Here is a 22893-nt window from a genome sequence, read left to right as displayed (position 1 = left end):
GCGCCGGGCGAGCAGCCATCGGCCGGCCTCGCCAAGCGCCCAGCCGGCCCCCAATCCGATGATAAAGTTAACGGTTATCATAGTCGTAAGATTCATCGTCTTGTTTATTTTCGCCTTAAGGGGCTTTAGCGGTTGCGGTGCTCTTGGTTAATTCCTCCACGGTGTAGGTGAAGGTATCTCCATCAACAGCCAGCGAAACAACCGGTTCAGTAGAGTTTATTTTATCTAAATTTACTGTGGTCCCGGCTCCAAAAGATTTTCCCGTCTTCGGATCTGTCAGTCCTGCCTGAATGTATTCATCTCCTATTAAATCAGCTAATGAATGGCTCTCCTTCAGCTCCCCGTTATTAATTGCAATCGACCGCAGCTTCGCCGCCTCAAACAGCTGGTTTGCCGTCGCCACGCGGGCATTATCCTTAGTTTTATCCAGCATTCCTGTAATCAGCGGTACAGCAATAGCCGCGATAATCCCAATAATCACGATAACAGCCAGCAATTCGATGAGGGTAAGCCCCTTCTCTTCTTTTCTCAAACGGTGGATGAGTGCAGTCATAATCGTTAACCTCCCAATTTTTTTTAGATGAGTGTTCAAAAGCCCGCTTTTCAGCACTAAAGCTTAACCTTCCGATTTATGTTTTTTTCAAAACGCTCTAGTTGAATAAAGCCAGAATTGACCTCGACTCGATAATTTTTCTGATAAAAAATGAACTTTCTGAATTGCCTCTACTTAGCTTATATTTCCATAAAGGCTCAGCATCGGTATCATGATGGATGCCATAATAAAGCCTACGACACCGGCCAGAAGGACAATCATTATCGGTTCTATCAACTGCTTGAGCTTGTCCACGCTATTTTCAACATCACGCTCATAGAAATCGGCCACCTTGCCCAGCATCGTATCGATCGAGCCGGTCTCTTCACCGACCAGGATCAACTGGGTGACAAGCGGAGGGAAAATCCATGATTGCTTGAGCGGCTCCGAAAGCGGGCGGCCCTGGCGAAGCGAGATTTGGCATTCGCGGATCGTCGCCCCAATTACCTTGTTGCCGACCACCTTCTCCACGATGGCCAAGGATTGTAGAACGGGCACCGCGCTTGCATAGAGCGAAGACAAGGTGCGCGTCATTTGGGCGATAGCGCTCTTGCGATTCAACAGGCCAAACACCGGCACTTTCAGCTTGAAATAATCCCAGGCATAGGCGCCCCGTTCCCAGCGGAGCAATAAATATATCACCGCGGCAATCCAGACCATAACCATTAGCCAAATGTACCAGCGCTCCTCGATGCTTTGGCTCAGCGAGAGAGTGAAGCGGGTAATCGCCGGCAGATCACCGCCAAGCTGCGTGAACATCGTCTGAAAGCGGGGAATAATAAATTTCAGCAGAAAAACGACTACAAAGACGGCCATAATGCTGACGATAGCCGGATAGGTCATCGCCGATTTCACCTTTTCCCGGGTATAATGCGCTCGTTCAAAATAGACGGCCAGCCGCTCCAGCGTATCCTCCATGCTGCCCGATTCTTCCCCGGCCCGGATCATATGGACAAATATCGCGGGGAAGATGCGCGGATAAGCCGAGATCGCACCGGAGAACGTATTGCCTTTGCGAAGCTCGGCATTCACCTCATGCAGCGTCTTGGCCAGAGGCTTGCTCTCGCATTGTGCCGCCAGCACATTCGTCGCCTCAACAATTGATATGCCAGCGCGGATCATCGTAGCAAATTGGCGGCAGAATACGACGAACTGTTCATTCTTGACCGGGCTGCCGATGTAGAACTCTTTATTCCAGACGGTCTCCCGCTGCTCGTGGATATCCGTCACGATATACTGCTGCTTCAGCTCGGTCAGAGCGCTGCTGCGGTCGATCGCCTGGATGACGCCGCGGCAGCTGCGCCCTGATTCGACATCCTTCCCGCGATATGCATACTGCGGCATATTAAATATGCCCTTCTGCCAGATACGGCCTGGCTGTAACTTCATCAATCAGGTTGAGCCGCAGCAGTTCTTGTAGGCTCATATCCAGCGTATGCATGCCAAGCTGGTGGTTCGTCTGCATCACACTCTTGATCTGATGCACCTTCTCCGTACGGATCAAGTTGCCGACAGCCGGCGTATTGAGCAGCAGTTCGGTCGCGCATACCCGCCCCTTTCCACTCCGTGACGGCAGCAGACGCTGCGACAGTACAACAAGCAATGTTGCCGCCAATTGAATTCGAATCTGTCCCTGCTGCTCCGGCGGGAAGGAATCAATAATCCGGTCGATCGTCTGCGGGGCGTCGGAGGTATGAAGGGTAGCGAATACAAGATGGCCGGTCTCGGCCGCGGTGATTGCTGTGCGAATCGTCTCGGGATCGCGCATCTCGCCGACCATAATGATGTCAGGGTCCTGTCTGAGCGCAGCCCTCAACCCTTCGCCGAAGGAGGCCGTATCCAGGCCCACCTCGCGCTGATTAATGATCGATTGATCATGACGATGCAAGTACTCAATCGGGTCCTCCAGCGTGACGATATGCTTCCTATTCGATCTGTTCACCTGATCAATCAGCGAAGCTAATGTCGTTGATTTGCCGCTGCCTGTAGGCCCGGTTACAAGGAACAGCCCCTGCGGCTTCTGCGCCAGCTTCAGCAGCACGGACGGCAGCTTCAATGACTCGAAGGAAGGAACCGTTGGTGAGATCACACGGGCCGCAATGCCAACCGATCCGCGCTGTCGATAGACATTTATCCGGAACCGGGATAACCCGGGAATTCCATAGGAGAAATCCAGCTCGCCCCTGGTCAAGAACTTCTCATATTGCACCTCATTTAGCATCGCCCTGGTGAACTCCTCCAGCTGAAGTGGAACCAGCGGCGCATCATCCAGGCGATGAAGCTGTCCGTCGATCCGCAGTACCGGTGGAGAATTGACCGTCAAATGAAGATCGGAGGCGCCGCCATCAAATGCCTGGCGGAGCAAATCGACGAAATAAACGTCAGCGGCCTTCAATATCCGCTCACCTCCTCTTCCTCTCCGGTCTCCCGAAGGATTTCCTGCAGCGTCGTCTTGCCTTCCTGCATTTTGAGAAGGCCGTCTTCGAACAATGGCTTCATCCCCCGTTCCGACGAATAACGGCGCAGCTGTTGGATCGGAACACCGTTCACAATCGCAGCCCGCAGCTCATCATCCAGATACAGCACCTCATGGATTGCCATTCTTCCTCTGTACCCGCTCTTGCCGCAGGTTCCACAGCCTGTCCCGCGATACAGCATATCGGCTTGAACGCCAATACGCTCAAGATAGATCCTCTCCTGCAGATCCGGAGAATACGAAGTCCGGCAATCAGGACAAATGCATCTGACCAGCCTCTGGGCTACGACTCCGATTAAGGAGGAGGATATCAAATACGGTTCCAGCCCCATATCCCTGAGACGGACTACCGTGCTGACGGCGTCGTTCGTATGTAATGTCGAGAATACTAAGTGTCCGGTTAAGGAAGCGCGGATCGCGATCTCGGCCGTCTCGAAATCACGGATCTCACCGACCATGATAATGTTGGGATCCTGGCGCAAAATAGAGCGAAGTCCCTTGGCAAAGGTGAGACCAGCTCCCGTATTCACCTGCATCTGGTTCACACCCTCCAGCATGTATTCAACCGGGTCCTCCACGGTAATGATGTTGGTCTGCTCCTGATTCAGATACTGCAGCGCGGAATAAAGCGTCGTCGTCTTGCCGCTGCCGGTCGGCCCGGTTAACAGCACAATGCCATGCTGCTTCTCAATCATCCGTCTGAACAACTCTAGATTGTGCTTTGTCATCCCCAGCTTCTCAATGCCTTTGATCCCGGACGTGGTATCCAGAAGACGCATTACGATCTTCTCTCCATGCACGGTCGGCAATGCGGACAGGCGAATATCGATCCCTTTCCCGTCAACCGTCAGCTTAATCCGTCCGTCCTGGGGCAGTCGGCGTTCCGCGATATTCAGATTGCCCATAATTTTGAGCCGTGCCGTGACCACCCCCTGCATCGTCTTCGGGATGGAACGCTCATTGCGCAGCATGCCATCGATCCGGTAGCGGATCGCCACTTGCGTCTCCATCGGATCGACATGGATGTCGCTGGCACCAAGCCGCACAGCTTGTTCAATCATCTGCTGCACCAGCCGCACGACCGGGGAATCCTCATCGGTAATAGATGATTCCTCCACTTCGATATGGCCGTCTCCGCTGCTAATGTCATTGATCATCTCATTCATGGAGTTCTGCAGGCCATATAATCTGGCGATCCCGAGCCGCAGCTCGCCCTGCGATATAATCGCCGGCTCGATCGCAAAGCCTGTGCTCATGCGCAGATCGTCAATCGCGAGCAAATCCAGCGGGTCCGTCATGGCAACCATCAGCTTGCGGCCATCCGCTCTGATCGGCAAGACATGATACCGTCTGGCCAGGCCCTCGGGCACAATCTGAGCCAGCTTAGCATCGATTTGATACCGCGACAATGTCACATGAGGAATTCCCAGCTGAAATTCAAGTACCTCGATCAATTGATGTTCTGTCATAACGCCCTGCGACAACAGAATATCACCGAGCTTCTTGCGGGAATGCCGTTGTTCCTCCAGTGCAGCTTGCAACTCCGCATCCGTTATAATCCCAGATTCTAAGAGAAGCTCGCCAAGCCTTTTTTTGAACATCTGCATCATTCACCTCTGAATCGAACGACAGATTTGCTAGATTTACGTTGAATGGAAAGTAGAATAGTAGGTCTAAAATACTATGCAAGGTAAGAAAAATGTAAAAACGAGGATGTTTGTGGAAGTTATGTTATACATTATATACCTTTTTTAGAAAAGATGCTATTATAAATGGTATATTGTTCCTATTCACTCCTCCTAGAGTCCTATTGGTGTGAAAATGGTATCTAGCAAAATCATTTCTCGCCATAAAATATCTTCCCCGTAGAAAGGGAGTAAGTAGTATGGGTATTGCCCGCAAATGCTTCATGTCTTGTCGCCGCGCACTCGTGCGCGAGGATGGACTGACTCTGGTTGAGATAGCAGCTGCACTGGTCATCCTCTCACTGATCAGCCTATACTTCCTGTCTTACTTCACGAACAGCGCCGCCCAGAGCAAGCTCAGCAACCAACAGCTGTCGGCCACTCACCTCGCTAATGCCAAGCTGCATGAAATTCAGTCCGTGGCCTTTGACCAGCTGCAGCAATATGCTAACTCCGGCAGTTCTCTGCCCGAGCAAGCTGAGGATATCTATTCCATTCAAGCCGTTGTAAGCTCTTCCCACCCTGATTATCCATTCAATCCCGACTTCCTGTACATCACAGTCACCGTATATTGGTCCAAAGATCCGGAGCATCCGGAGCAATACAGGCATCAACTCTCGCTGGTTGGCGCCGCCAGACGGGATTACCCGCAGAACGGAGGTGCCCGGACATGAGAAATCTGGCGCAACGATTCAGGGATGAGGAAGGTCTGACCCTGGTCGAACTGCTCGCCGCAATCGCCTTATCCGCACTGCTGCTCATGCTTGTCTCTACCGTGCTGACTACCTCCTTGATGGCTTATGGACGCATCAATGATGAGACCGAGCTGCGCAACCAGGCCATTACGCTAAGCTCCAGCCTCCAGGCCAAGCTGAAAAACGCAACCAGGATCATCGATGGGGACGCAGTCGGGCCGCTGGGCCAGTTTCAGGCCGAAGTGCTGACGGATGTGCTCAGCGGAAGCACTCAGCCCGTTGCCGTAAGGCTAGACGATGGAAATCTGTATGTAAATGGTTCCCGGATGAACGAGGATGGCTTATCCCTGGCCGGTTCCTTTTTTGTAAAGGATGGCTCCGGACTCCAGCTCCATTTGAAATTTCGGCATATCAACAAAGCTGATGTTGAACCCCTTTATTTATTCGTCTCGATCAAATTCATATCATGAGGTGAATGAGAACATGGATAGATTCCCACGTTCCACTGAACGCGGCTACGCTCTCGTCTCTGTGCTGCTTCTCACCGTCCTGCTGTTCCTCCTCGGAACGCTTGTCTTGAGAAGTATTGTCAATTCACAAGGCATGGTGAATATATCAGGAGATATCGTAACCGCACAGGCTGACGGAGAGACGAAGCTGATGCTGAAGCTGTCCGATCTCCGTGTACAAATTATGAATTTGCAGGATCAGGAGAATCGGGTCACTCTGGAGCATGTCCGCGAGGCGGCTGATTCCTATGTGGACTCTGACAGCGTAATGATGGACGAAGAGAGCCAGCGTTATACTGCAGTAGTGTCCGCTCAAGGCAGATCGGGCAAAATCACCCAAACTGTACAGAGAAGAGTAGAAATCACGCTAGACTACGATCCGACAGGCCCGTCAGAGGGTGAGGATAACAACGGGTATGCCGTTGTAAGTCAAGGCTCCATGGATATGAACGGCACAGTTATTGAGGGAAGTGTATATGCTGGCGGAGCCCTTGCCAACAACCAATCCACCGTTAATGGCCAGAAAGTCACGCCCGTCACTCCGCCTATGGATGGTCTGAGCTTGCCGGCGAGAATGGAGGTCGCTTCGTTAGTCTCAGAGCTTGATAAGCAATTATCCCAATCATTATCTGACTTGCTCCACCATTCCCCCACTCAACCGGTGAATTTCGAAGTCTCCCGCAATGAGCATTATCCCGGGTCAACCACCCTCAGAAGCTTGAAGCTCATGGACGGAAAGTCCCTCGAAGTCGACGGCGACTTAGTTATTCAAGGCGAATTAACGATGCAGCCCGGATCAAGCCTCTCCGCCAGCGGTCATATTTACATTAACGGGAATCTGATGCTTAATGGCAGCGCCGAAATTCATTCCGGAGCATCCATCCGCGTCAACGGATCTATAAACATGAACGGGAATGGCAGCACTCCAAATAAAGCAGTTATTGAGGGAGATCTTTATACAAATCAAATCAATATTAACGGTACACTCACAGCAGGGCGCATCTATGTGAAATCCGAGGTCAACGGCACTTTATATAACCGCAGCCAGTTCAGAATTTACGCCGCAGGCTCTGTCGCATTAAATGCCGGATCATTCAATTCCTCTTCCCTGCTCGGTTATATATACTCGAACGGCTCGATCCATCTTAATGGCAACGGAAAATTAACCATCGAAGGAACGGAGATCAACAAGCAGTCGCCGAAGCAACCCGCCGATATTGTATTTATTGAAGGGAGCTTATGATAAGCAGATAGACTAGTCTACATTACATTTATATAAAAAAGGCGGCAGCCTCTCTCATCTTTGCAAGATGATCCGAGGCTGCCGCCTTATCCTTCTATGATATTATGCTTGCACAGCATCCAATTCAACATTTTGATTGAATACGTCTTTATCGTTCTCGCCCAATACCTTACCGGTTACAACCCCGGCTACGATCGAATCGTTAACGTTCAGAGCGGTACGGCCCATGTCGATCAACGGTTCAACGGAGATCAGCAGACCCGCCAACCCTACAGGCAAGTTCATCGTTGACAATACGATCAGTGAAGCAAAGGTAGCCCCACCGCCAACGCCAGCAACACCAAACGAACTGATCACTACGACAAGAATCAAGGTAATGATGAAATCCCAGCTCATTGGGTTAATGCCTACCGTCGGTGCGATCATTACCGCCAGCATTGCCGGATAGATCCCGGCGCATCCGTTCTGCCCGATCATCGATCCGAACGAAGCCGACAAGTTGGCAACGCCCTCAGGCACGCCCAGACGCTTCGTCTGAGTCTCCACATTCAGCGGAATGGTTGCCACGCTGGAACGTGATGTGAACGCGAAGATCAGTGTCGGGAATACCTTTCTTACATACTGAATCGGATTGTATCCGAAGAAGGCCAGTATAACAAGATGGATAATGAACATGACGATCAACGCTACATAAGAAGCGCCAACGAACTTGATCAGCTTGAGAATTTCCTGCGGGTTCGTCGTCGCCACCACATTGGTGATAAGCGCCAGAATCCCGTAAGGCGTCAGCCTCAACACCAAGGTTACGATTCGCATAACGACAGCATATACAGCTTCAACGATTTTACGGAAGGTCTCCGCCTGCTCCGGCTTCTTCCGGTCTATTCCAAGTACAGCAATACCGATAAATGCCGAGAATACAACGACAGCCATCGTTGAGGAACTGCGTGAACCCGCCATATCCGCAAACGGATTTGTTGGGATGAAATCCAGGACATACTGCGGAATCGTCTTATCGGCTACATCGCCGACACGCTCTTCAAGCTTCGCTCCACGCTCCTGTTCCTTCTGACCCGCTTCAATTTGAATGGCTTTCAGATCGAAGCTCAGGCTGGTAACGATACTTACCGTCGCAGCGATCGCTGTAGTTATCAGCAATGTAGCGATGATCAGAGCAGTCATCTTGCCTAAGTTCTGCTTGCCCTTCAATTTCATAATCGCTGAAATAATCGATACCATAATCAGCGGGATAACGACCATTTGCAATAAGCCGACATAACCCCGTCCGACAAGATTGAACCAATCCGATGATTTGGCCAGCACATCAGAGCTGGACGTATAGATGGCTTGTAGTACAACCCCAAATACGAGCCCCAATCCAAGACCGGTAAATACACGCTTTGTAAAAGAAATATGCTTCTTCTGCATCCAGAGCAACAGCCCAATTAATGCAAGCATAACAACAACATTCAGAATGACTTGAATGGTTTCCACTTCTGTCTCTCCCCCTCAACTGTCATCTCATAATGACCTTGCTGAATTATTAATGTCGATATAATATCACAATCTCGACTAAATGGGTAGGATTAATTTAAGATTATTTTTGGGAACTTTGGGAACAGCCCTCTTCTTCTTTATCATCCACAAATTTCATCTCAACCATACTGTGTTAAAATGGAAATCGATATAGAACATCTTCTTTCCTAACTATATTATATTCGAATAACGGGAGAACCTTATGTTAGAAATTTATATGACTCCGCTACAGCATAATATGAATCCCCTTCACTTTGAAAACCTGCTTCGCCTGCTTCCCTTGTCCAGGCAGGACAAAATACGCAAGTTTACTCGCCGAGAGGATGCGTATCGCTCACTGACCGCGGACATTCTATCCAGGTGGCTGATATGCGATTATCTTGGATTAGCTAATGAAGAACTGCGGATTATGCAAAATGCCTATGGCAAGCCGATGCTTCCGGGGAACGAAGGGCTGTTTTTCAACCACTCCCATTCCGGACAGTGGATTGTCAGCGCCCTTTCCGATGCCCCTGTCGGTATTGATATCGAGCAGAGAAGCGACATCGATCTCAGGATTGCAGATCGCTTCTTCTCCGCACAAGAAGTTATGGATTTACGCGAGATACCGGCGGAAGTCAGATCCGACTATTTCTTTGAGCTATGGACTTTAAAGGAGAGCTATATCAAGGCGGACGGCCGCGGCCTCTCCTTGCCCTTATCCTCATTTACCATCCGCAAGCAGCGCGGCCATATTCAGCTTGATACAGAGAACAGCTTCCGATCCTGTTTTTTCAAGCAATACACTCCCGATCCGCTGTATAAAATGGCGGTTTGCGCTCTAACCTCCGATTTCCCCGAACGGCCTCGGATCATCGATTTCGATGAGCTGTACAAGCAATTTATGTGCGTTAACAAAATGGAACATGACAGAGCCTGAGCACTTTCACAAAAAACAGCCGATAAACGCTTCCCGCGCTTATCGGCTGTTCTCTTTTTTACTTGCTCATCTCAGTTACTTCGCCGAGAATTTTCTCTCCGCCCTGCTTGTTCCACTTGCTTACGAAATCGTCGAAGGAATCGATCGGAGCCGAACCCATAATAATCTTGGCAAAGGTCTCCTTCTCCAGCTTCTGCAGGTTCGCCCAGCGGGATGACATCGTATCCGTCTGGCCATAGTACAGGCTGTATACCTCTTTAATATTCGTATCGGTTGCCAGCGGTCTGTCGCCAACCATAATCGAGATCAGGCGAGGCAAGTTCGTCGTTATTAGGTCGCCGCTATCCTTCAAATCCCAATTGTTAATCGAGAAATTATCGAGCGGCTCCTTCTTCAGTTTCTTGATCGCATTCATATCGTCCTTAAGCAGCTTGTGCGTACTGAAATCGATGCTGTCGATATCCACTTCTCCCTTCAAATACTTCGAGAGAATATCATAGGACACTTCAATCTCATCCACATTATCAAATACGGTAAAGAGCGGGTATCCGCCAGATGGCCCCGGATTTTTGCCCAGGCCTGATTCTACCCATTTCGACTCATCACGCAGAAGCAGATTGATCAGCTTCAGTACAGCCTCCGGATTCTTGGCATTCTTATTGACAACCACAAACGCATTCGCTGGAGCGGCCATATGAGCATAATAATTGCCGTCATCTGCCTGCGGGTAAGCATAAGCCTGCCAGTCAGGAGTCGGGTCTTTCTTATAGGCGTCAGCAATCGTATATCCTGTCCACCAAGGTCCAAAGAAAATGCCGGCCTTGCCATCCAGAATCGGCTGCAGACTATCGTCACGAACAAGCAATTCTTTATCGATCAGCCCTTCTTTATACATATCGGCCAAGGTTTGCAGCGCTTGCTTCGTCTCCGGCTGTGTCGAGCCGTATACAACCTCGCCCTGCTCGTTCTGGAGCCAGTAGAGCGGGAAGGATTTATGGGCTGCAAATATTGGGTCCAGACCATATAAGTTGCCGTCTGTGCCGCTCAGAAAGCCGGATTTTGACGGTCCCACGATCCCCATCGTATCATTCTTGCCATTGCCATCAGGATCTTGTTCAATGAAAGCACGCGCTACCTTCTTCAGTTCCTCCAGATTCTTCGGAGGCTCCAGCCCCAGCTTATCAAGCCAGTCCTGGCGAATCCACATCTGACTCATTCCGGACGCCTTTGGCACGGTCGCAGGGATAGCCATAATCTTGCCGTCGCTCTCTACCAATTGCTTCAAGGCGTCGCCGCCGCTTTCATAGAAGCCCTTCAGCATATCGCTGGCTGTAGAGTTGAACGCATCCGTTAAATCGGCCAATTGGTCAAACTTCTGCATCGATTTGAACTGGGTCAAGTTGACAATTGCCGCATCAGGAATATTGTTGGATGAAATCGCCAGGCTAATCTTCTGATCCCAGTCCGCTGGAGCGCTGATCCAGTCATACACAATTTCAATATTCAGCTGCTTCTTGATCTCATCCAGGTACTGGTTGTCTTCGACAGATTTGCCTTCATCAAACTTCAGATTCGGGTCAAGGGAACGAACAAGGTGAAGAGTTACCGGTTCTTCATACTTCCCGAAGGGATCGAGTGCCGCCGAGGAAGCCTCGTTGTTGGCGTTCGCCGTATTTTCGGCCTTATTGCCAGCAGTATCATCGGATGGGCTATTCGCGCCTGTGTTCGCTTTATTGCCACCGCAGGCTGTCAGTGCAGCCATTAGCATGACCGTAATCAACCCGGTTAGTAGCCATCTGCGCTTTTTCATTGATTTTCCCCCTAGAAATGAATTAGATAATTTATTTCAATTGCACCCCAGGCACAATTAAAATCACTCTTTCACAGATCCAAGCGTTATCCCCGTAATGAAGTACTTCTGCAGGAACGGATAGATGACAAGGACCGGGATCATGGCGATAAATATTTTTGCAGCATTTAGCGAGCGGTTGTTCAGCTGAGAGATTTGCTTAATCTGCTCCGTATCCATCGTCGATAGATTCAAATTCACCACCAGCTGCTGGATATAGGTTTGCAGCGGATAATTGGACTGCTTGGTACTCAGCACTAATCCCGCGAAGAATTCATTCCAATAACCTACGATGGTAAAGAGAGCTATCGTCGCCACGACCGGAGCCGAGATAGGAATGAAAATCTGAATGAATGTGCGCCAAGGTCCGGCGCCATCTACATAAGCTGCCTCCTCCAAAGCCGCCGGAATATTCCTGAAGAAGTTGACGACGAGAATCACATTGAAGATCGGCAGGCTTCCTGCCAATACTAGGCCCCAGATCGAATCAATCAGACCGTAACCGCGCATAACGAGGTACCAAGGAATGGTTCCGCCATTGAACAACATGCAGAAGACGAGCACCCACATATAGATATTGCGATGGGGCAGCTGCTTCGAAGTCTTCGACAGCGGGTAGGCCATCATCAGGATCGCGGCCAGGCTCACCGCGGTACCAATCACTACCCGCTTGACCGATACCCAGAAGGAATTGAAGAAAGCCGCCTCTGACACGATCTTTTGGTAGGACAGCAGATTGAATCCGATGGGCCAGAAGGTCACCGAACCGGCATTAACGGCCGCTTTATCGCTGAGCGAGATCATCAGGATGTACCACAGCGGAGTCAGACATAGCAGAGTAATTAATATAAGCAAGGTAGCATTAATGCCATTAAACAATCTGGAACCAAACGTTTTTTGCTCGACCAAGGTTTCTCCCCCCACACATGAAGTCTTAGAATGAATGCACGATTATTAAAAGATTTTGTATCCTGTAAATTTGTCCGCTAAGGCGTAGCTGGTTACGATAAGAACAAAGCTGACAACGGACTTCAGCAATCCCACCGCAGTAGCCAGACTAAATTGCAGCTCTACTAGACCCGCGCGGTACACCCATGTATCGATGATGTCCCCGGTGGAGTATACCAGCGGATTGTACAGGTTATAAATCTGATCAAAACCTGCATTCAGTACATTCCCGAGCGAGAGAATCGCCAGGAGAATTACGGTGGTCTTAATTCCCGGCAGCGTTATATGAATCAGCCTTTTAAAGCGGCCAGCTCCATCGATAGCGGCAGCCTCATGCAAGGAGGGATCAATCGAAGTCAAGGCGGCCAAATAAATAACGGCGTTATAACCGAAGCCCTTCCAGATGTCTGATCCAATGACCAGCGGTCTGAACATATCCGCACGGCCAAAAAATACGATCGGCTCTACGCCAAATATGCCCAGCAGACTATTGATAGGTCCATCGACACCGAAAATGTTCAGCACGATGCTGCCGAGAATAACCCAGGACAAGAAGTACGGCAGATACACTAAGGTCTGAATCGGCCTGACAAGCTTCTTGATCGTCAATTCATGGAGCATGAGCGCAAAGATCAATGGAATGATCAGGTTCCCGATTAATTTCCCAACCGCTATGACAATCGTATTGATAAATACTTGGGTAATATCGTCCATGCTGAACATATAACTGAAGTTCTCAAGTCCAATCCAGGGTGATTTGAAAATTCCCAAGGCCGGATTGAAATCTTGAAATGCCATTACGATTCCGAACATGGGAACGATGCTGAATAAAGTAAGCCAAATATAACCTGGTGCCATCATAAGCCAATAGTGCTTTATATTTTTTTTACTGTACATTGTGTCTGTTCTTCCCTTCACATAATTTAATGGCGCTTTCAAGACAGTTGCTCTCGAATATATGACAGCGTTTTCTTATTACAAAACAACTATATCACCCATGTATCGCTGACCCGTATGGATGGTTGTTGTCTAGATATCATTGAATCGTCTTATTCACTAACGCTGCATTCATGCATTCCGTAGCAAGTAGCACTGCCTTCTTCAAATTACAAAACAATAATCGTGATTGAGCCGGGATGTAACCGGAAGCTGAAGCGCAGAGAAAAAAGACCGCCGTCGCAACTAACCTGAGTTAGCTGCGCAGCAGTCCTTATGCCGCGAATTTATCAAGCAGGCCTTGCTTATGCTCTCATTAAACTCTGCTTCACACCATTCTGCTTCCTGTACTCGCCAGGGGTCATGCCGGCGATTTCGCAAAATACACGGATGAAGTAATTCACATCCTCATAGCCAACCTCCTGAGCGATATCCGAGATCAGATCCTCCCTCTCGATCAGCAGCATTTGCGCCCTTCGAATACGTTCCTCGCGCACGAATTCATTGAAGGACATGCCGGTATATTTTTTGAAATTAATAGAGAAATAACTGCGACTCAGCCTGACGATCTGGGCAACCCCTTCCCCGTGCAGCTTACCACCCAAGTTCTCCCGTACGTAGATGACGGCCTTGAGAATACAAAGCTGAATATTATCGAGGCTGCTCTCCGCGGCAGCTCGCTTATACAATGCCTCCCTGAAAACGGAGAGCCAATCCATGAACTCGTCCAAATTGCTGTATTCCTGAACATTTTTCTGAACTGTTCCCACGCTCTCCTCTGCTACACTTGTTAAATGAAGCAGCACCTGCGCCGCTCGCCATACTGAAATATGGAGCGCTTTAGTCCCTTCACACAGTTCCTTGAACGTAGTGTCATCATACAGCCAGTACATTTGATTCCATTTGCCGACAAGATACTCCCATTCCTTCTCATTGCGGACTCCAAACCCTTGATGCCGGTCTTCAGAAATTATCGCCCCTCGCTGATCTTCCGACTCGCCGGATGCAGTAGCGGTAGACAATGGCTTCAATATCGTCTCCACCTTCTCGCTGATCCTGCGCAGCAGCTCATCACAATCCGTGCTCTCCATCTCCAGCTTGGATATATAATCAATCGCTCCGATCCGCAAGGCGGACTGGGCGTAATGGAATTCCTCATGAAAGGTAAGCACGATGAACAGCAGTTCAGGATACAGCTGATGGCATTTTTCCATTAAAGATATTCCGCCCATGACAGGCATATCGATATCAACAAACAATAGATCTACGGGATGATCCTGCAGAAATTCCAGCGCCTTCGTTCCGTTCTGCGCCTCCCCGGCCACGACCATGCCATACTTCTCCCACGGCATCATCGAAATAATGCCTCTTCGCGCCAGACGGTCATCGTCAACAATTAACACACGATACATCGGACATCTCCCCTTTTGATTTATGGAGTTGCTGAAAGTCTCCAAACACGCATTTACTGCTATTTCTGCATGACGCCCGGCATCGGCTTCTCGCGATCTATCGGCAACACTAGAGTCACTCGGGTCCCCCGATCCCGCTCACTATCAATGGTAATCACCGCGTTGTCCCCATAAAATGATTCCAGCATATAGCGAACATATCGCAAACCAATTCCATCAATTTTTTGTTCTTCATCAGGTCTTTGCTGGAGAACAGCACGGATACGGTCAAGCTCCTCGCCATTCAGTCCTTTGCCGTTATCCTCAAATGTAATCTCAATTGCATTGCGGCCTAAGAAAGGGGCGACAGTTATTCTTAGACATCCTTCGTCACCAAGTCCATGATGAAGTGCATTTTCGGCAATCGGCTGCAAAATCATCCGCGCAGTAGGTGTATCCAGATACACTCCTTCATCAATGTTCACATCCACTTCGAAGTCATAGCGCATCTTCTGCAACTTCAGATAAGCCTGAAGCATCCTGACCTCCGTCCGCAGCGTTGCTTGTTTATCGATCTTGTCGAGGCTGTAGGCGAGAATATAATTCAGTTCGGTAATAAAGTTCTCGATCTCGGTCTGCCCATGCATTTTCGCCAGCCAGTGAATGGAATGAAGCGAGTTCATCAGGAAATGAGGATTAATCTGATAATAGATCTTCTCAATTTCCAGCCTGTGCTTCTCCTGAGACATCCTTTCCGTATCCAGCAGCAGCCCCTGGATTTGCCGCTTCATATTGTTGAACTGCTTGAACAGCGCATCGAACTCCAGCACGCCGCTTTGCACGGACACCTCGTTCAGATCTCCTCTGCCCAGCTTCTTCATCTCCTTCGAGAAAATAGCAAGCGGTGTGTAGATCAGCCGCGATAACAAAATAAATGAGGCTATAAATACGAGCAGAGCCACTGTCAGAATCCCGGCCACATTGCGAATCCAGGCGTACAGCTCGCGATTATAATCGGCGGAGGGCAACAGCAGTACGTTATCGAATCCTAGCTCTGTGCCGAGTCTGACACCCAAATACTGCTCCGCTCGGCCGAAGTAACCAACTCCGATTTGCTCTTCATCCTTCAAGTGGAATAGCTGCCCTACCGTAAAATCATCCTTGCTGGAGAATTGAATCCGGTTATCGCTGTCCAGCTGCAGCAGAATATAATCCATATTTTGCGAATGGGACAGATTTTTAATGACGGCATCCGCCTCCAGGCGCGATTCGATATAAATAATCAGCTCGCGTTCATCCTCCAGCGTAATGCTGCGCGACACCGAGAGCACCTGGTGCTCACCCAGCTTCTTAATGCTGGATTGATGCAGGGAATGAAACGCGAATGTACCGTTCCTGCCCAGGACGTTGAAATGATCCGGAGAGAAATTCTCATAAGGCAAGAAGTCATAGAAATAGCTCTCCCCCGTCTTCGGATCAAAATAAGTTCTGCCCATGAGGTTACTGTTTGAGAAAGTGATCTTGACCAGATTATCGGAAATTTGCTGCCCCAGCTGATATTTTTCGAAATTGGAGTTTTCCTGAAAATAATCGCCTAATAAGGAACCGACCGTTCCTTCCGGTGACATCTGCTGTGTTACCTGCGACATATTTTTGTAGCTTTCCTCCATTTTGTCTGTCAATTGCTGCAGATCGATCACCATCGAGGTTTTCAATTTATTTTTCTCTATGGAATGAATCGCCTCATAAGAGACGACGGCCAGAATCATCAGGATAACGATCGTCTCTATGACAACAACAAAGATCAATCTTTGCTTTAATGCCCTGACCTTGAATAAGTCTGTAAAATAAAACCCAAGGCGCAGCTTCCTCATTTCCTCCCCTCCATTCCATGGTGGAGAGCAGTCCCTTCACTTCGATGTGAAGCGCTTTCAATGTTGTTCTGAGGCTTTTTTCTCAAGCAGCCATCTCCTTTCCCGCTCTGTTCTATATTTGTGCAAACGTTTGTAATTTATTGTATAACAAACCAATAATCTATTCCGCTTTATTTATCATACAACATATGCCTGATCCTTCAAAATCATATGTATTTAAGGTTATTCCCTGAATTCCTGGCGATTCCCAATCATTTCTCTTTCTTTCTTCAAATATCGTATTGATCCGATTCCCGGGAGGTTTCCTCATCAGATGGAGTGATATAAGTGATCCGATGCGATCAGCATAAAAAGGTCGAGCCCGGGCAGCAGCCCGAACTCGACCTTTGTTAGCATTAAACCTTCCTTCATGCTTTGCCTTCGACGTAATCCTGCAGGCTTTACCTTCTAAATCTGTACCGGCTGCCCGCCATTCAGACGGGAATGCTCCGCGGCGAAGGCGATCAGATGGCTTTGCAACGAGGCCGTCGCAGATGTCAATCCATATCCCGATCTCTGTTCGAAGGTGTGGACCTGCTTAATGAACTGACTGATCATACGCTCGTCGCCTCCGCCATGTCCATCTCCGTTCACACTGCACTCGATTTCTACCCGCTCATCGGTTGCGTAACGATATAAAGTGAACTTGCCTTCCTCCATATCCCCCATAATCTCCCCGCGGGTTCCCATGAGCTGCACTCTTCTGGTACCACTCTTCGTTAGCCCTGACATAATGAAGGAGGCGTTCGCCCCGTTTGCAAACTCCATATTGACGATCTGATGATCTACAACATTGTTATCGCAGCGATACACACAGCGTCCGAATGGGCCTTCCTTGATCGCCTTCAGAATTCCCTGCTGGGACAGATCGTCGGTCATATAACGAGCCCACGGATGCTCAGGCGGCTGAATGTACATCTTCATCGCAGAGAAGGGACATTCCTTCTCTACCGCACACAGATCGATGCAGCGCTCCGTTGACCCTTCAGGGGCATTCTCTTTTCTAAAGTGCAGCAGTGATCCATACGAGCTGACGCTGGTGCATTTCTCGTCCATCAGCCAGGAGATTAGATCCAGATCATGACAGGACTTGGCCAGAATCATCGGACTGGATTCCTCGGAATTTCTCCAGTTGCCTCGCACATAGCTATGCGCCATATGCAGATAACCTACATTCTCCGTCAGCTGTATCGTCGCTACTGTCCCCAATTCCCCGTCATCGATACAGCGCTTGATTCCTGACCAGAATGGAGCATAACGCAGCACATGGCTCACAATAAGCAGTCTTTGATATTGAAGAGAAGCTTGCTCCAGCTGAATGCACTCTTCCTTCGAAGGCGACATCGGCTTCTCTAGCAGAACATGATAACCTAGCGCCATCGCCTTCATCGCTGGCTCATAATGCTCCCGATCAAGCGTGCTGATGATCATGACATCCGCCAGCTTTCCGTGCTCAAATACCTTCTCCCAAGTATCAAATACATATGGAGGCGCAATCTGATGGAGGCCAGCGAATTGCTCCCGACGCTCAGCATTTGGTTCTGCTACCGCAACAAATTGAAGCTCATTCGGAAATTTCTCGGCATAGGGGCCGTAGATGAAGCGTCCTCTGCTCCCAGCACCCAGTAAGACAGCTGTAATTGTCTTCATATCTATTCCTCCTCAACACTTTACCGGTTACTTAATAGAGGTGGTTCAAAAAATCTGACTTTTTGAACTCGCACTTATATTGTAGTAACGGACCCGGAGGCGGATAAATAGATAAGAATAGAGATTCATATACACTTATTGACTTTGCTGCTGAATCTCCGATCCCAGCATTCTGAATTCCTGCGGGGTCATGCCACTTTGCCGTTTAAAGAAGCGTATGAAGGCCAGCGCGGAGTTGTAGCCTAACGCGGAAGCTACCTCACCTACTTTTTTAGAAGAGTTCAAGAGCATGGACTTCGCTTCCAGCGTACGATAATCGTTGATATACTTCGATAATCCCTCTCCGGTAATTTGCTTATATAGCCTTGATAAATAGGAAGGATTCAGACCAACATAATCGGCGAGCGCATTTAGTGAAGTGTCCGCGGAAATATTCCTCTCAATATAATGGTGAACCTTGGAGACTACCTCGGCAGGAATATCCTCTTCCCTGGAGGCGATCCATTCAAAGATATACTCGGCCAGCTGCCAGAAATAATGATCAAGCTCCTCCCAGGACCCTTGATGCTGCGGATGAAATAGCTGATCCAGGTCAAGCAAGGTGTTCAAATGATCGCGAACCTCCGGATGCTTGCTGAGGTAAAACAAGTAAATCGCGGAAAGAGAATGGTACAGTTCGATTTTTCGCTCATAGGCTCCGGTATCTTCCTTCCATATGGAGACGAGCTCGAGGTAAAGCTCGCTGAATTGCTCCTGATGGTTATTCTCCAGACAGGTCATCAGAAGCTGTACACGGGTATGATAGAAGGAGTCATGGCTTTGTATCTGAGTTCTCACCTCATCGTTGTCAGCTGTCACAGCAAATGCGGTCGATTCAAGATCTCTTATTCCCTCCCGCTGGGTGGCAAAATCGTATTTAAGCGTATGGAAGCACGGCGATAGTTCATTCCATGAAGTACTTCTGTTGCCAAGGACAAAAGTGGCCGATAAGCCTAATACCCGCTCACAGCTCTGCTGAATCACAGGGATGAGCTGCTTCACCTCGCGATGCGCTCTCATCCAATCCATGGAAGGCTCGGTGCCCCCGCTTATGTCTGCTCTGACCGGCTGAATCAGCCAGACGATTCTGTTCTGATCATAGCAGCAGGAGTAGCTGCGCACATGAGATGATAGATATTCATCGCTAATATTTTTGAATGCATAGATGTAGAGGGCTCTATCCTGCGCAGACAAGCCTTGCTTCCATTCCTCGATCCGGCCCAGCATCATGTACACCGGCAGCTCGGCCTCCAGCGGAATGCGTACCTCCTCAAGCCTATGGCCAAGCTGCTGCGCACTTAGCTGCTTGCCCTTCAGCAGTTCAAGCACAGCCTCTTTTTGCAGCGAAGGCATCGCCATCCTCATATTGGCCTGGGCCTTAGCCACCATCGCCTTCTCCTTCGTCTCCTCCTCCAGCTTGGCAATTGCTCGTTCTACTGAATGAATGATTTTATCATCGCTCTCGATCTTGAGGATATATTCAAATCCACCGTAAGTGATGGCGCTCCTGGCATATTGAAAGTCGTTATATGCCGATAGAAATATCACTTTGCAGGACGGCCAATGGCTTCTGATCTCCTGTAGCAGCTCAATCCCTTCAAGGCCGGGCATCTTGATATCCGAGATCACGATATCTATAGAATGCGCTTTCAAAACTTCCAGGGCCTCCTCCCCGGAATAGGCTTTGTACAGCTCAAGCTCCAGATGCTGTGTCTGCTCGAACAATTCGAGCAGGCCATCAACAATAATAGGAAGATCATCGACGATTAACAAGCGATACATGCTGTTTCCCCCTCTAGCTCATTCTTAATTGAATCGTCACCTTCAAGCCTCCAAGATCGGAACGTGAGACCGTGATTCCATACTCCTCACCGTATCGCAGCTGCAATCGGCGATGAACATTAATCAGACCGGTCGTCTCTTCAAAGGTATAGTGAGGCCGTGCCAAGCGGTCATTAAGCTGCTGAATATTTAATTCGCTTATGCTATCACCATTATCCTCAATGCAGAGAATGAATGTCTCCTCCCGCGTCTCTCCGTACACGCGAAGCATGCCATGGCTTCTCATATTTCCTAGTGCATGCACATAGGCATTCTCAATAATGGGCTGTAAAATAAGACGCGGTACCATCATATCAGGGACACGATCATCAAATTCCACTCCAATCCGGTCGCCATAGCATATACGCTGCATTTCAACATATGTCCGTGAATGATCCATCTCCATACTGAGCGGGATTTCATCCTCGGTATTACGGGTAATAAATTGAAAATACTGACCGATATAAAGGCAGAATTGATAAGCCTTCTCTTTTTGATGATCCGATTTGATCAAACGGCATAATACAAAAAAGCAATTGTACAGAAAATGCGGGTTAATCTGCGACTGCAGCCGCTTCAGCTCTGACCGTTGATTTCGGATTTGCTGCTCATAATTTTCCTCGATTAATGTTTTTAAAGAACTGACCGTGTTGTTAAAGGCATGATATAAATATCCAAATTCATCCTCGCCCCGATCGACCGCTATATACTCCAGCTTATTCTGCTGCACGCGTCGGAACGAATAGATAAGCCGCATTAAAGGGCGATAGATTAATCTCCGTAAAGAATAGGAGAAGAACAGAACGATACCGACAGCGAGAACAGCGGCGCACCAGAACCATACCTGATACTTGCGAATCGGGCCTAATATCGCCGATTCCGGTACACTCGATACTAAATACGAATTCCAAAGCTCGGAATAACGGTAGATCGTTAAATAACGTTTCCCTTCAAACTTGATCGTCTCATATCCTTCCTTCGCTTGCTGCTCCTGCTTGTCAACCGCCAGCTGCTTCATCACATCCAGAAGTCCCGTATTGCTCCCGCTTACTAATGACCACTCCTGATCCATGCGCAGCATCGCCGTCTGCCCTTCCCGCGAATTGGTAATCTGCGACAGCTTCTCGATAATTTTGCTAGTGGACAGCTCAATACTGATGGCGAAGAGAGGATCTCTAACTGTACTCCCGGGATACTGCATGCTGATGAACAAGCGATTCTGCCAATAGATGAACGGCTGATCATACATATTGGTGCTTTGGCGCATCGCTTGATACTCCTGCTCCTCAACCTTCGTCTCATAGTTGGAACTTAATATCGTTCGCTCGATCAGAGGCACATATGCTCTGGACTCCTGAATGAACGGGCTTGAGTCCTTCATCAGATGCAGGCGCTTCTGGATCTCCAGCACTTTGGCAGACCGCTCGTAGGCGCTCATCACATCGCCTGTAGAGGCCAGCTCCATCAGATCCGTATCCATCACATAATTCGGCAAATAGCGGTATATCCGGTCTACTTCCTGATCGAGAGAATCGAGGTAGAAATGGGTGGTGTTCATCATCGACTCGGAAATTTCCTTGCGGATGCTGGCAGCTCCCTGCTGGTTAATGATCCATGTGATCAGCATTAACGGCAGCAAGGCAGCCAAAAAGGCCGCCATAATCTTCTTAAATATGGAAAAGTCACGGAAATGCAGAAGTTTTCTCATAGCTAGCTCTCCTGTATAGATGAATCAGCCTATTCCCCCATGTTCAAAAAGTCAGTCGGTTCTCAACACCGGGAAGGTTAGAACTATTCTTTAACTATTCCTTAACACTCCCCATTACGATCCCCTTAATAAAGAAACGCTGCATAAACGGATAAATAATCAGAATCGGAAATGCGGCTACAAAGATCTGGGCGGCCCTACTGGTCCGGTCCGACAGCTTCAGCATCAATTCAGCATTCTCTGCCTTAATAAAGCGGAAATCCATATTAATTATAACCGTTTGCAGGAAGGTTTGGAGCGGATAATTCTCAGGATGGTTCATATAGAGCATTCCGTCGAACCAGCTGTTCCAATGGCCTACAATCGTAAATAGTCCGGTAGTCGCAAGCGCCGGCAGGGACAAAGGGGCATATATTTTCCACAATGTCTTGAAATGACCCGCCCCGTCAATACGCGAGGATTCCTCCAGCTCCTTCGGCAGATTCCGATAGAAGTTCAGCAGCAGGATAATATTGAATACCTGCACCGCTCCCGGCAGCACCAGCGCCCAGATCGAATCGATCAAGCCCAGTGATTTGACGGTTAGATACATCGGAATCAATCCGCCATTGAAGAGAATCGTGAATACGAATATCCAGGCGTACCCGGTGCGAAAACGAAAATGATGCGTGTCTTTGGACAAGGGATAGGCGGTTATGATCGTTAAGAGCATACTGAAGGCCGTTCCCAAGATCACTCTTTGAATCGATACGGCAAAAGCGCGCAAATACTCCGGTTTGCCAAACACATTCTCGTAAGCGGCAGTCGTAAATTCAACCGGCCACAAGACAACCTTACCGGCAGACGCAGCCGCTCCGGAGCTTAATGACATCGACAGAATATGGATGATCGGCATTAGGCACAACAAGGAGACCAATCCTAGAAAACAATAATTGCCGACTAGAAACACCCTTCTGCCCCATGATTTATTGTGTGTCATGATG

General features: G+C 48.9%; 18 protein-coding genes. 4 read left to right on the top strand and 14 right to left on the bottom strand.

Annotation, left to right across the window (positions count from 1 at the left end; translation table 11 throughout):
- Nucleotides 1-115: 115 nt before the first annotated feature.
- The 4 genes from BN1360_RS08680 to BN1360_RS08665 form a co-directional block, all read right to left on the bottom strand.
- The gene (locus BN1360_RS08680; protein ID WP_068779465.1) at nucleotides 116-553 is read right to left on the bottom strand and encodes a prepilin-type N-terminal cleavage/methylation domain-containing protein; all 438 of its coding nucleotides are present in this window, start codon (nucleotides 551-553) and stop codon (nucleotides 116-118) included.
- Nucleotides 554-727: 174 nt separating this feature from the next.
- The gene (locus tag BN1360_RS08675) at nucleotides 728-1936 is read right to left on the bottom strand and encodes a type II secretion system F family protein (RefSeq protein ID WP_068779464.1); all 1209 of its coding nucleotides are present in this window, start codon (nucleotides 1934-1936) and stop codon (nucleotides 728-730) included.
- 1 nt (nucleotide 1937) lies between these two features.
- Nucleotides 1938-2987, bottom strand: a complete 1050-nt coding sequence (locus BN1360_RS08670; RefSeq protein ID WP_068779463.1) for a type IV pilus twitching motility protein PilT — start codon at nucleotides 2985-2987, stop codon at nucleotides 1938-1940.
- A complete protein-coding gene (locus tag BN1360_RS08665; RefSeq protein ID WP_068779462.1) occupies nucleotides 2984-4675 on the bottom strand; it encodes a GspE/PulE family protein in 1692 nt (563 codons plus the stop codon). Before BN1360_RS08665 ends, BN1360_RS08670 begins: the two co-directional genes overlap by 4 nt.
- A gap of 278 nt (nucleotides 4676-4953) precedes the next feature.
- Here BN1360_RS08665 and BN1360_RS08660 point away from each other — a divergent pair, with 278 nt between their 5' ends.
- The 3 genes from BN1360_RS08660 to BN1360_RS08650 are packed head-to-tail and all read left to right on the top strand — an operon-like array spanning nucleotide 4954 to nucleotide 7200.
- The gene (locus BN1360_RS08660; protein WP_068779461.1) at nucleotides 4954-5427 is read left to right on the top strand and encodes a type IV pilus modification PilV family protein; all 474 of its coding nucleotides are present in this window, start codon (nucleotides 4954-4956) and stop codon (nucleotides 5425-5427) included.
- Complete coding sequence (locus BN1360_RS08655; protein ID WP_068779460.1) at nucleotides 5424-5918, top strand: hypothetical protein; 495 nt, start codon at nucleotides 5424-5426, stop codon at nucleotides 5916-5918. The genes BN1360_RS08660 and BN1360_RS08655 overlap by 4 nt, the downstream gene beginning before the upstream one ends.
- 13 nt (nucleotides 5919-5931) lie before the next feature.
- Nucleotides 5932-7200, top strand: coding sequence for a hypothetical protein (locus BN1360_RS08650; RefSeq protein ID WP_068779459.1), 1269 nt, complete (start codon nucleotides 5932-5934; stop codon nucleotides 7198-7200).
- A 102-nt stretch (nucleotides 7201-7302) separates the two neighbouring features.
- On the opposite strand, the gene BN1360_RS08645 is transcribed toward BN1360_RS08650, so the two are convergent.
- Nucleotides 7303-8694 (bottom strand): L-cystine transporter, encoded by a 1392-nt coding sequence (locus BN1360_RS08645; RefSeq protein ID WP_068779458.1) that lies wholly within the window; start codon nucleotides 8692-8694, stop codon nucleotides 7303-7305.
- 244 nt (nucleotides 8695-8938) lie between these two features.
- On the opposite strand from BN1360_RS08645, the gene BN1360_RS08640 reads away from it, so the two are divergent.
- Nucleotides 8939-9655 (top strand): 4'-phosphopantetheinyl transferase family protein, encoded by a 717-nt coding sequence (locus BN1360_RS08640; protein WP_082789984.1) that lies wholly within the window; start codon nucleotides 8939-8941, stop codon nucleotides 9653-9655.
- A gap of 58 nt (nucleotides 9656-9713) precedes the next feature.
- On the opposite strand, the gene BN1360_RS08635 is transcribed toward BN1360_RS08640, so the two are convergent.
- The 9 genes from BN1360_RS08635 to BN1360_RS08595 all read right to left on the bottom strand — a co-directional run bounded on the left by BN1360_RS08635 (nucleotide 9714) and on the right by BN1360_RS08595 (nucleotide 22889).
- Complete coding sequence (locus BN1360_RS08635) at nucleotides 9714-11465, bottom strand: extracellular solute-binding protein (RefSeq protein ID WP_068779457.1); 1752 nt, start codon at nucleotides 11463-11465, stop codon at nucleotides 9714-9716.
- A 63-nt stretch (nucleotides 11466-11528) separates the two neighbouring features.
- The gene (locus BN1360_RS08630) at nucleotides 11529-12413 is read right to left on the bottom strand and encodes a carbohydrate ABC transporter permease (RefSeq protein WP_068779456.1); all 885 of its coding nucleotides are present in this window, start codon (nucleotides 12411-12413) and stop codon (nucleotides 11529-11531) included.
- A gap of 45 nt (nucleotides 12414-12458) precedes the next feature.
- Complete coding sequence (locus BN1360_RS08625; protein ID WP_068779455.1) at nucleotides 12459-13349, bottom strand: ABC transporter permease; 891 nt, start codon at nucleotides 13347-13349, stop codon at nucleotides 12459-12461.
- Nucleotides 13350-13693: 344 nt separating this feature from the next.
- Nucleotides 13694-14800, bottom strand: coding sequence for a response regulator transcription factor (locus BN1360_RS08620; protein WP_068779454.1), 1107 nt, complete (start codon nucleotides 14798-14800; stop codon nucleotides 13694-13696).
- 59 nt (nucleotides 14801-14859) lie between these two features.
- Nucleotides 14860-16653 carry a sensor histidine kinase gene (locus tag BN1360_RS08615; RefSeq protein WP_068779453.1) on the bottom strand — a complete coding sequence of 598 codons (1794 nt, stop codon included), beginning with the start codon at nucleotides 16651-16653 and terminating at the stop codon, nucleotides 14860-14862.
- A 447-nt stretch (nucleotides 16654-17100) separates the two neighbouring features.
- Nucleotides 17101-18342: a Gfo/Idh/MocA family protein gene (locus BN1360_RS08610; protein ID WP_068779452.1), complete on the bottom strand. Its 1242-nt coding sequence runs from the start codon at nucleotides 18340-18342 to the stop codon at nucleotides 17101-17103.
- 135 nt (nucleotides 18343-18477) lie between these two features.
- Entirely contained in the window at nucleotides 18478-20163 is a 1686-nt protein-coding gene (locus BN1360_RS08605) for a response regulator (RefSeq protein ID WP_068779451.1), read from the bottom strand.
- A 13-nt stretch (nucleotides 20164-20176) separates the two neighbouring features.
- A complete protein-coding gene (locus BN1360_RS08600) occupies nucleotides 20177-21910 on the bottom strand; it encodes a sensor histidine kinase (RefSeq protein WP_068779450.1) in 1734 nt (577 codons plus the stop codon).
- Nucleotides 21911-22004: 94 nt separating this feature from the next.
- Nucleotides 22005-22889, bottom strand: coding sequence for a carbohydrate ABC transporter permease (locus tag BN1360_RS08595; protein ID WP_068779449.1), 885 nt, complete (start codon nucleotides 22887-22889; stop codon nucleotides 22005-22007).
- Nucleotides 22890-22893: the final 4 nt, after the last annotated feature.

The organism is Paenibacillus sp. GM2 (assembly GCF_900069005.2).
Classification (GTDB): domain Bacteria; phylum Bacillota; class Bacilli; order Paenibacillales; family Paenibacillaceae; genus Fontibacillus.
The sequence above is the reverse complement of the archived record's forward strand: the minus strand, read 5'-3'. Positions and strand labels throughout refer to the sequence as shown.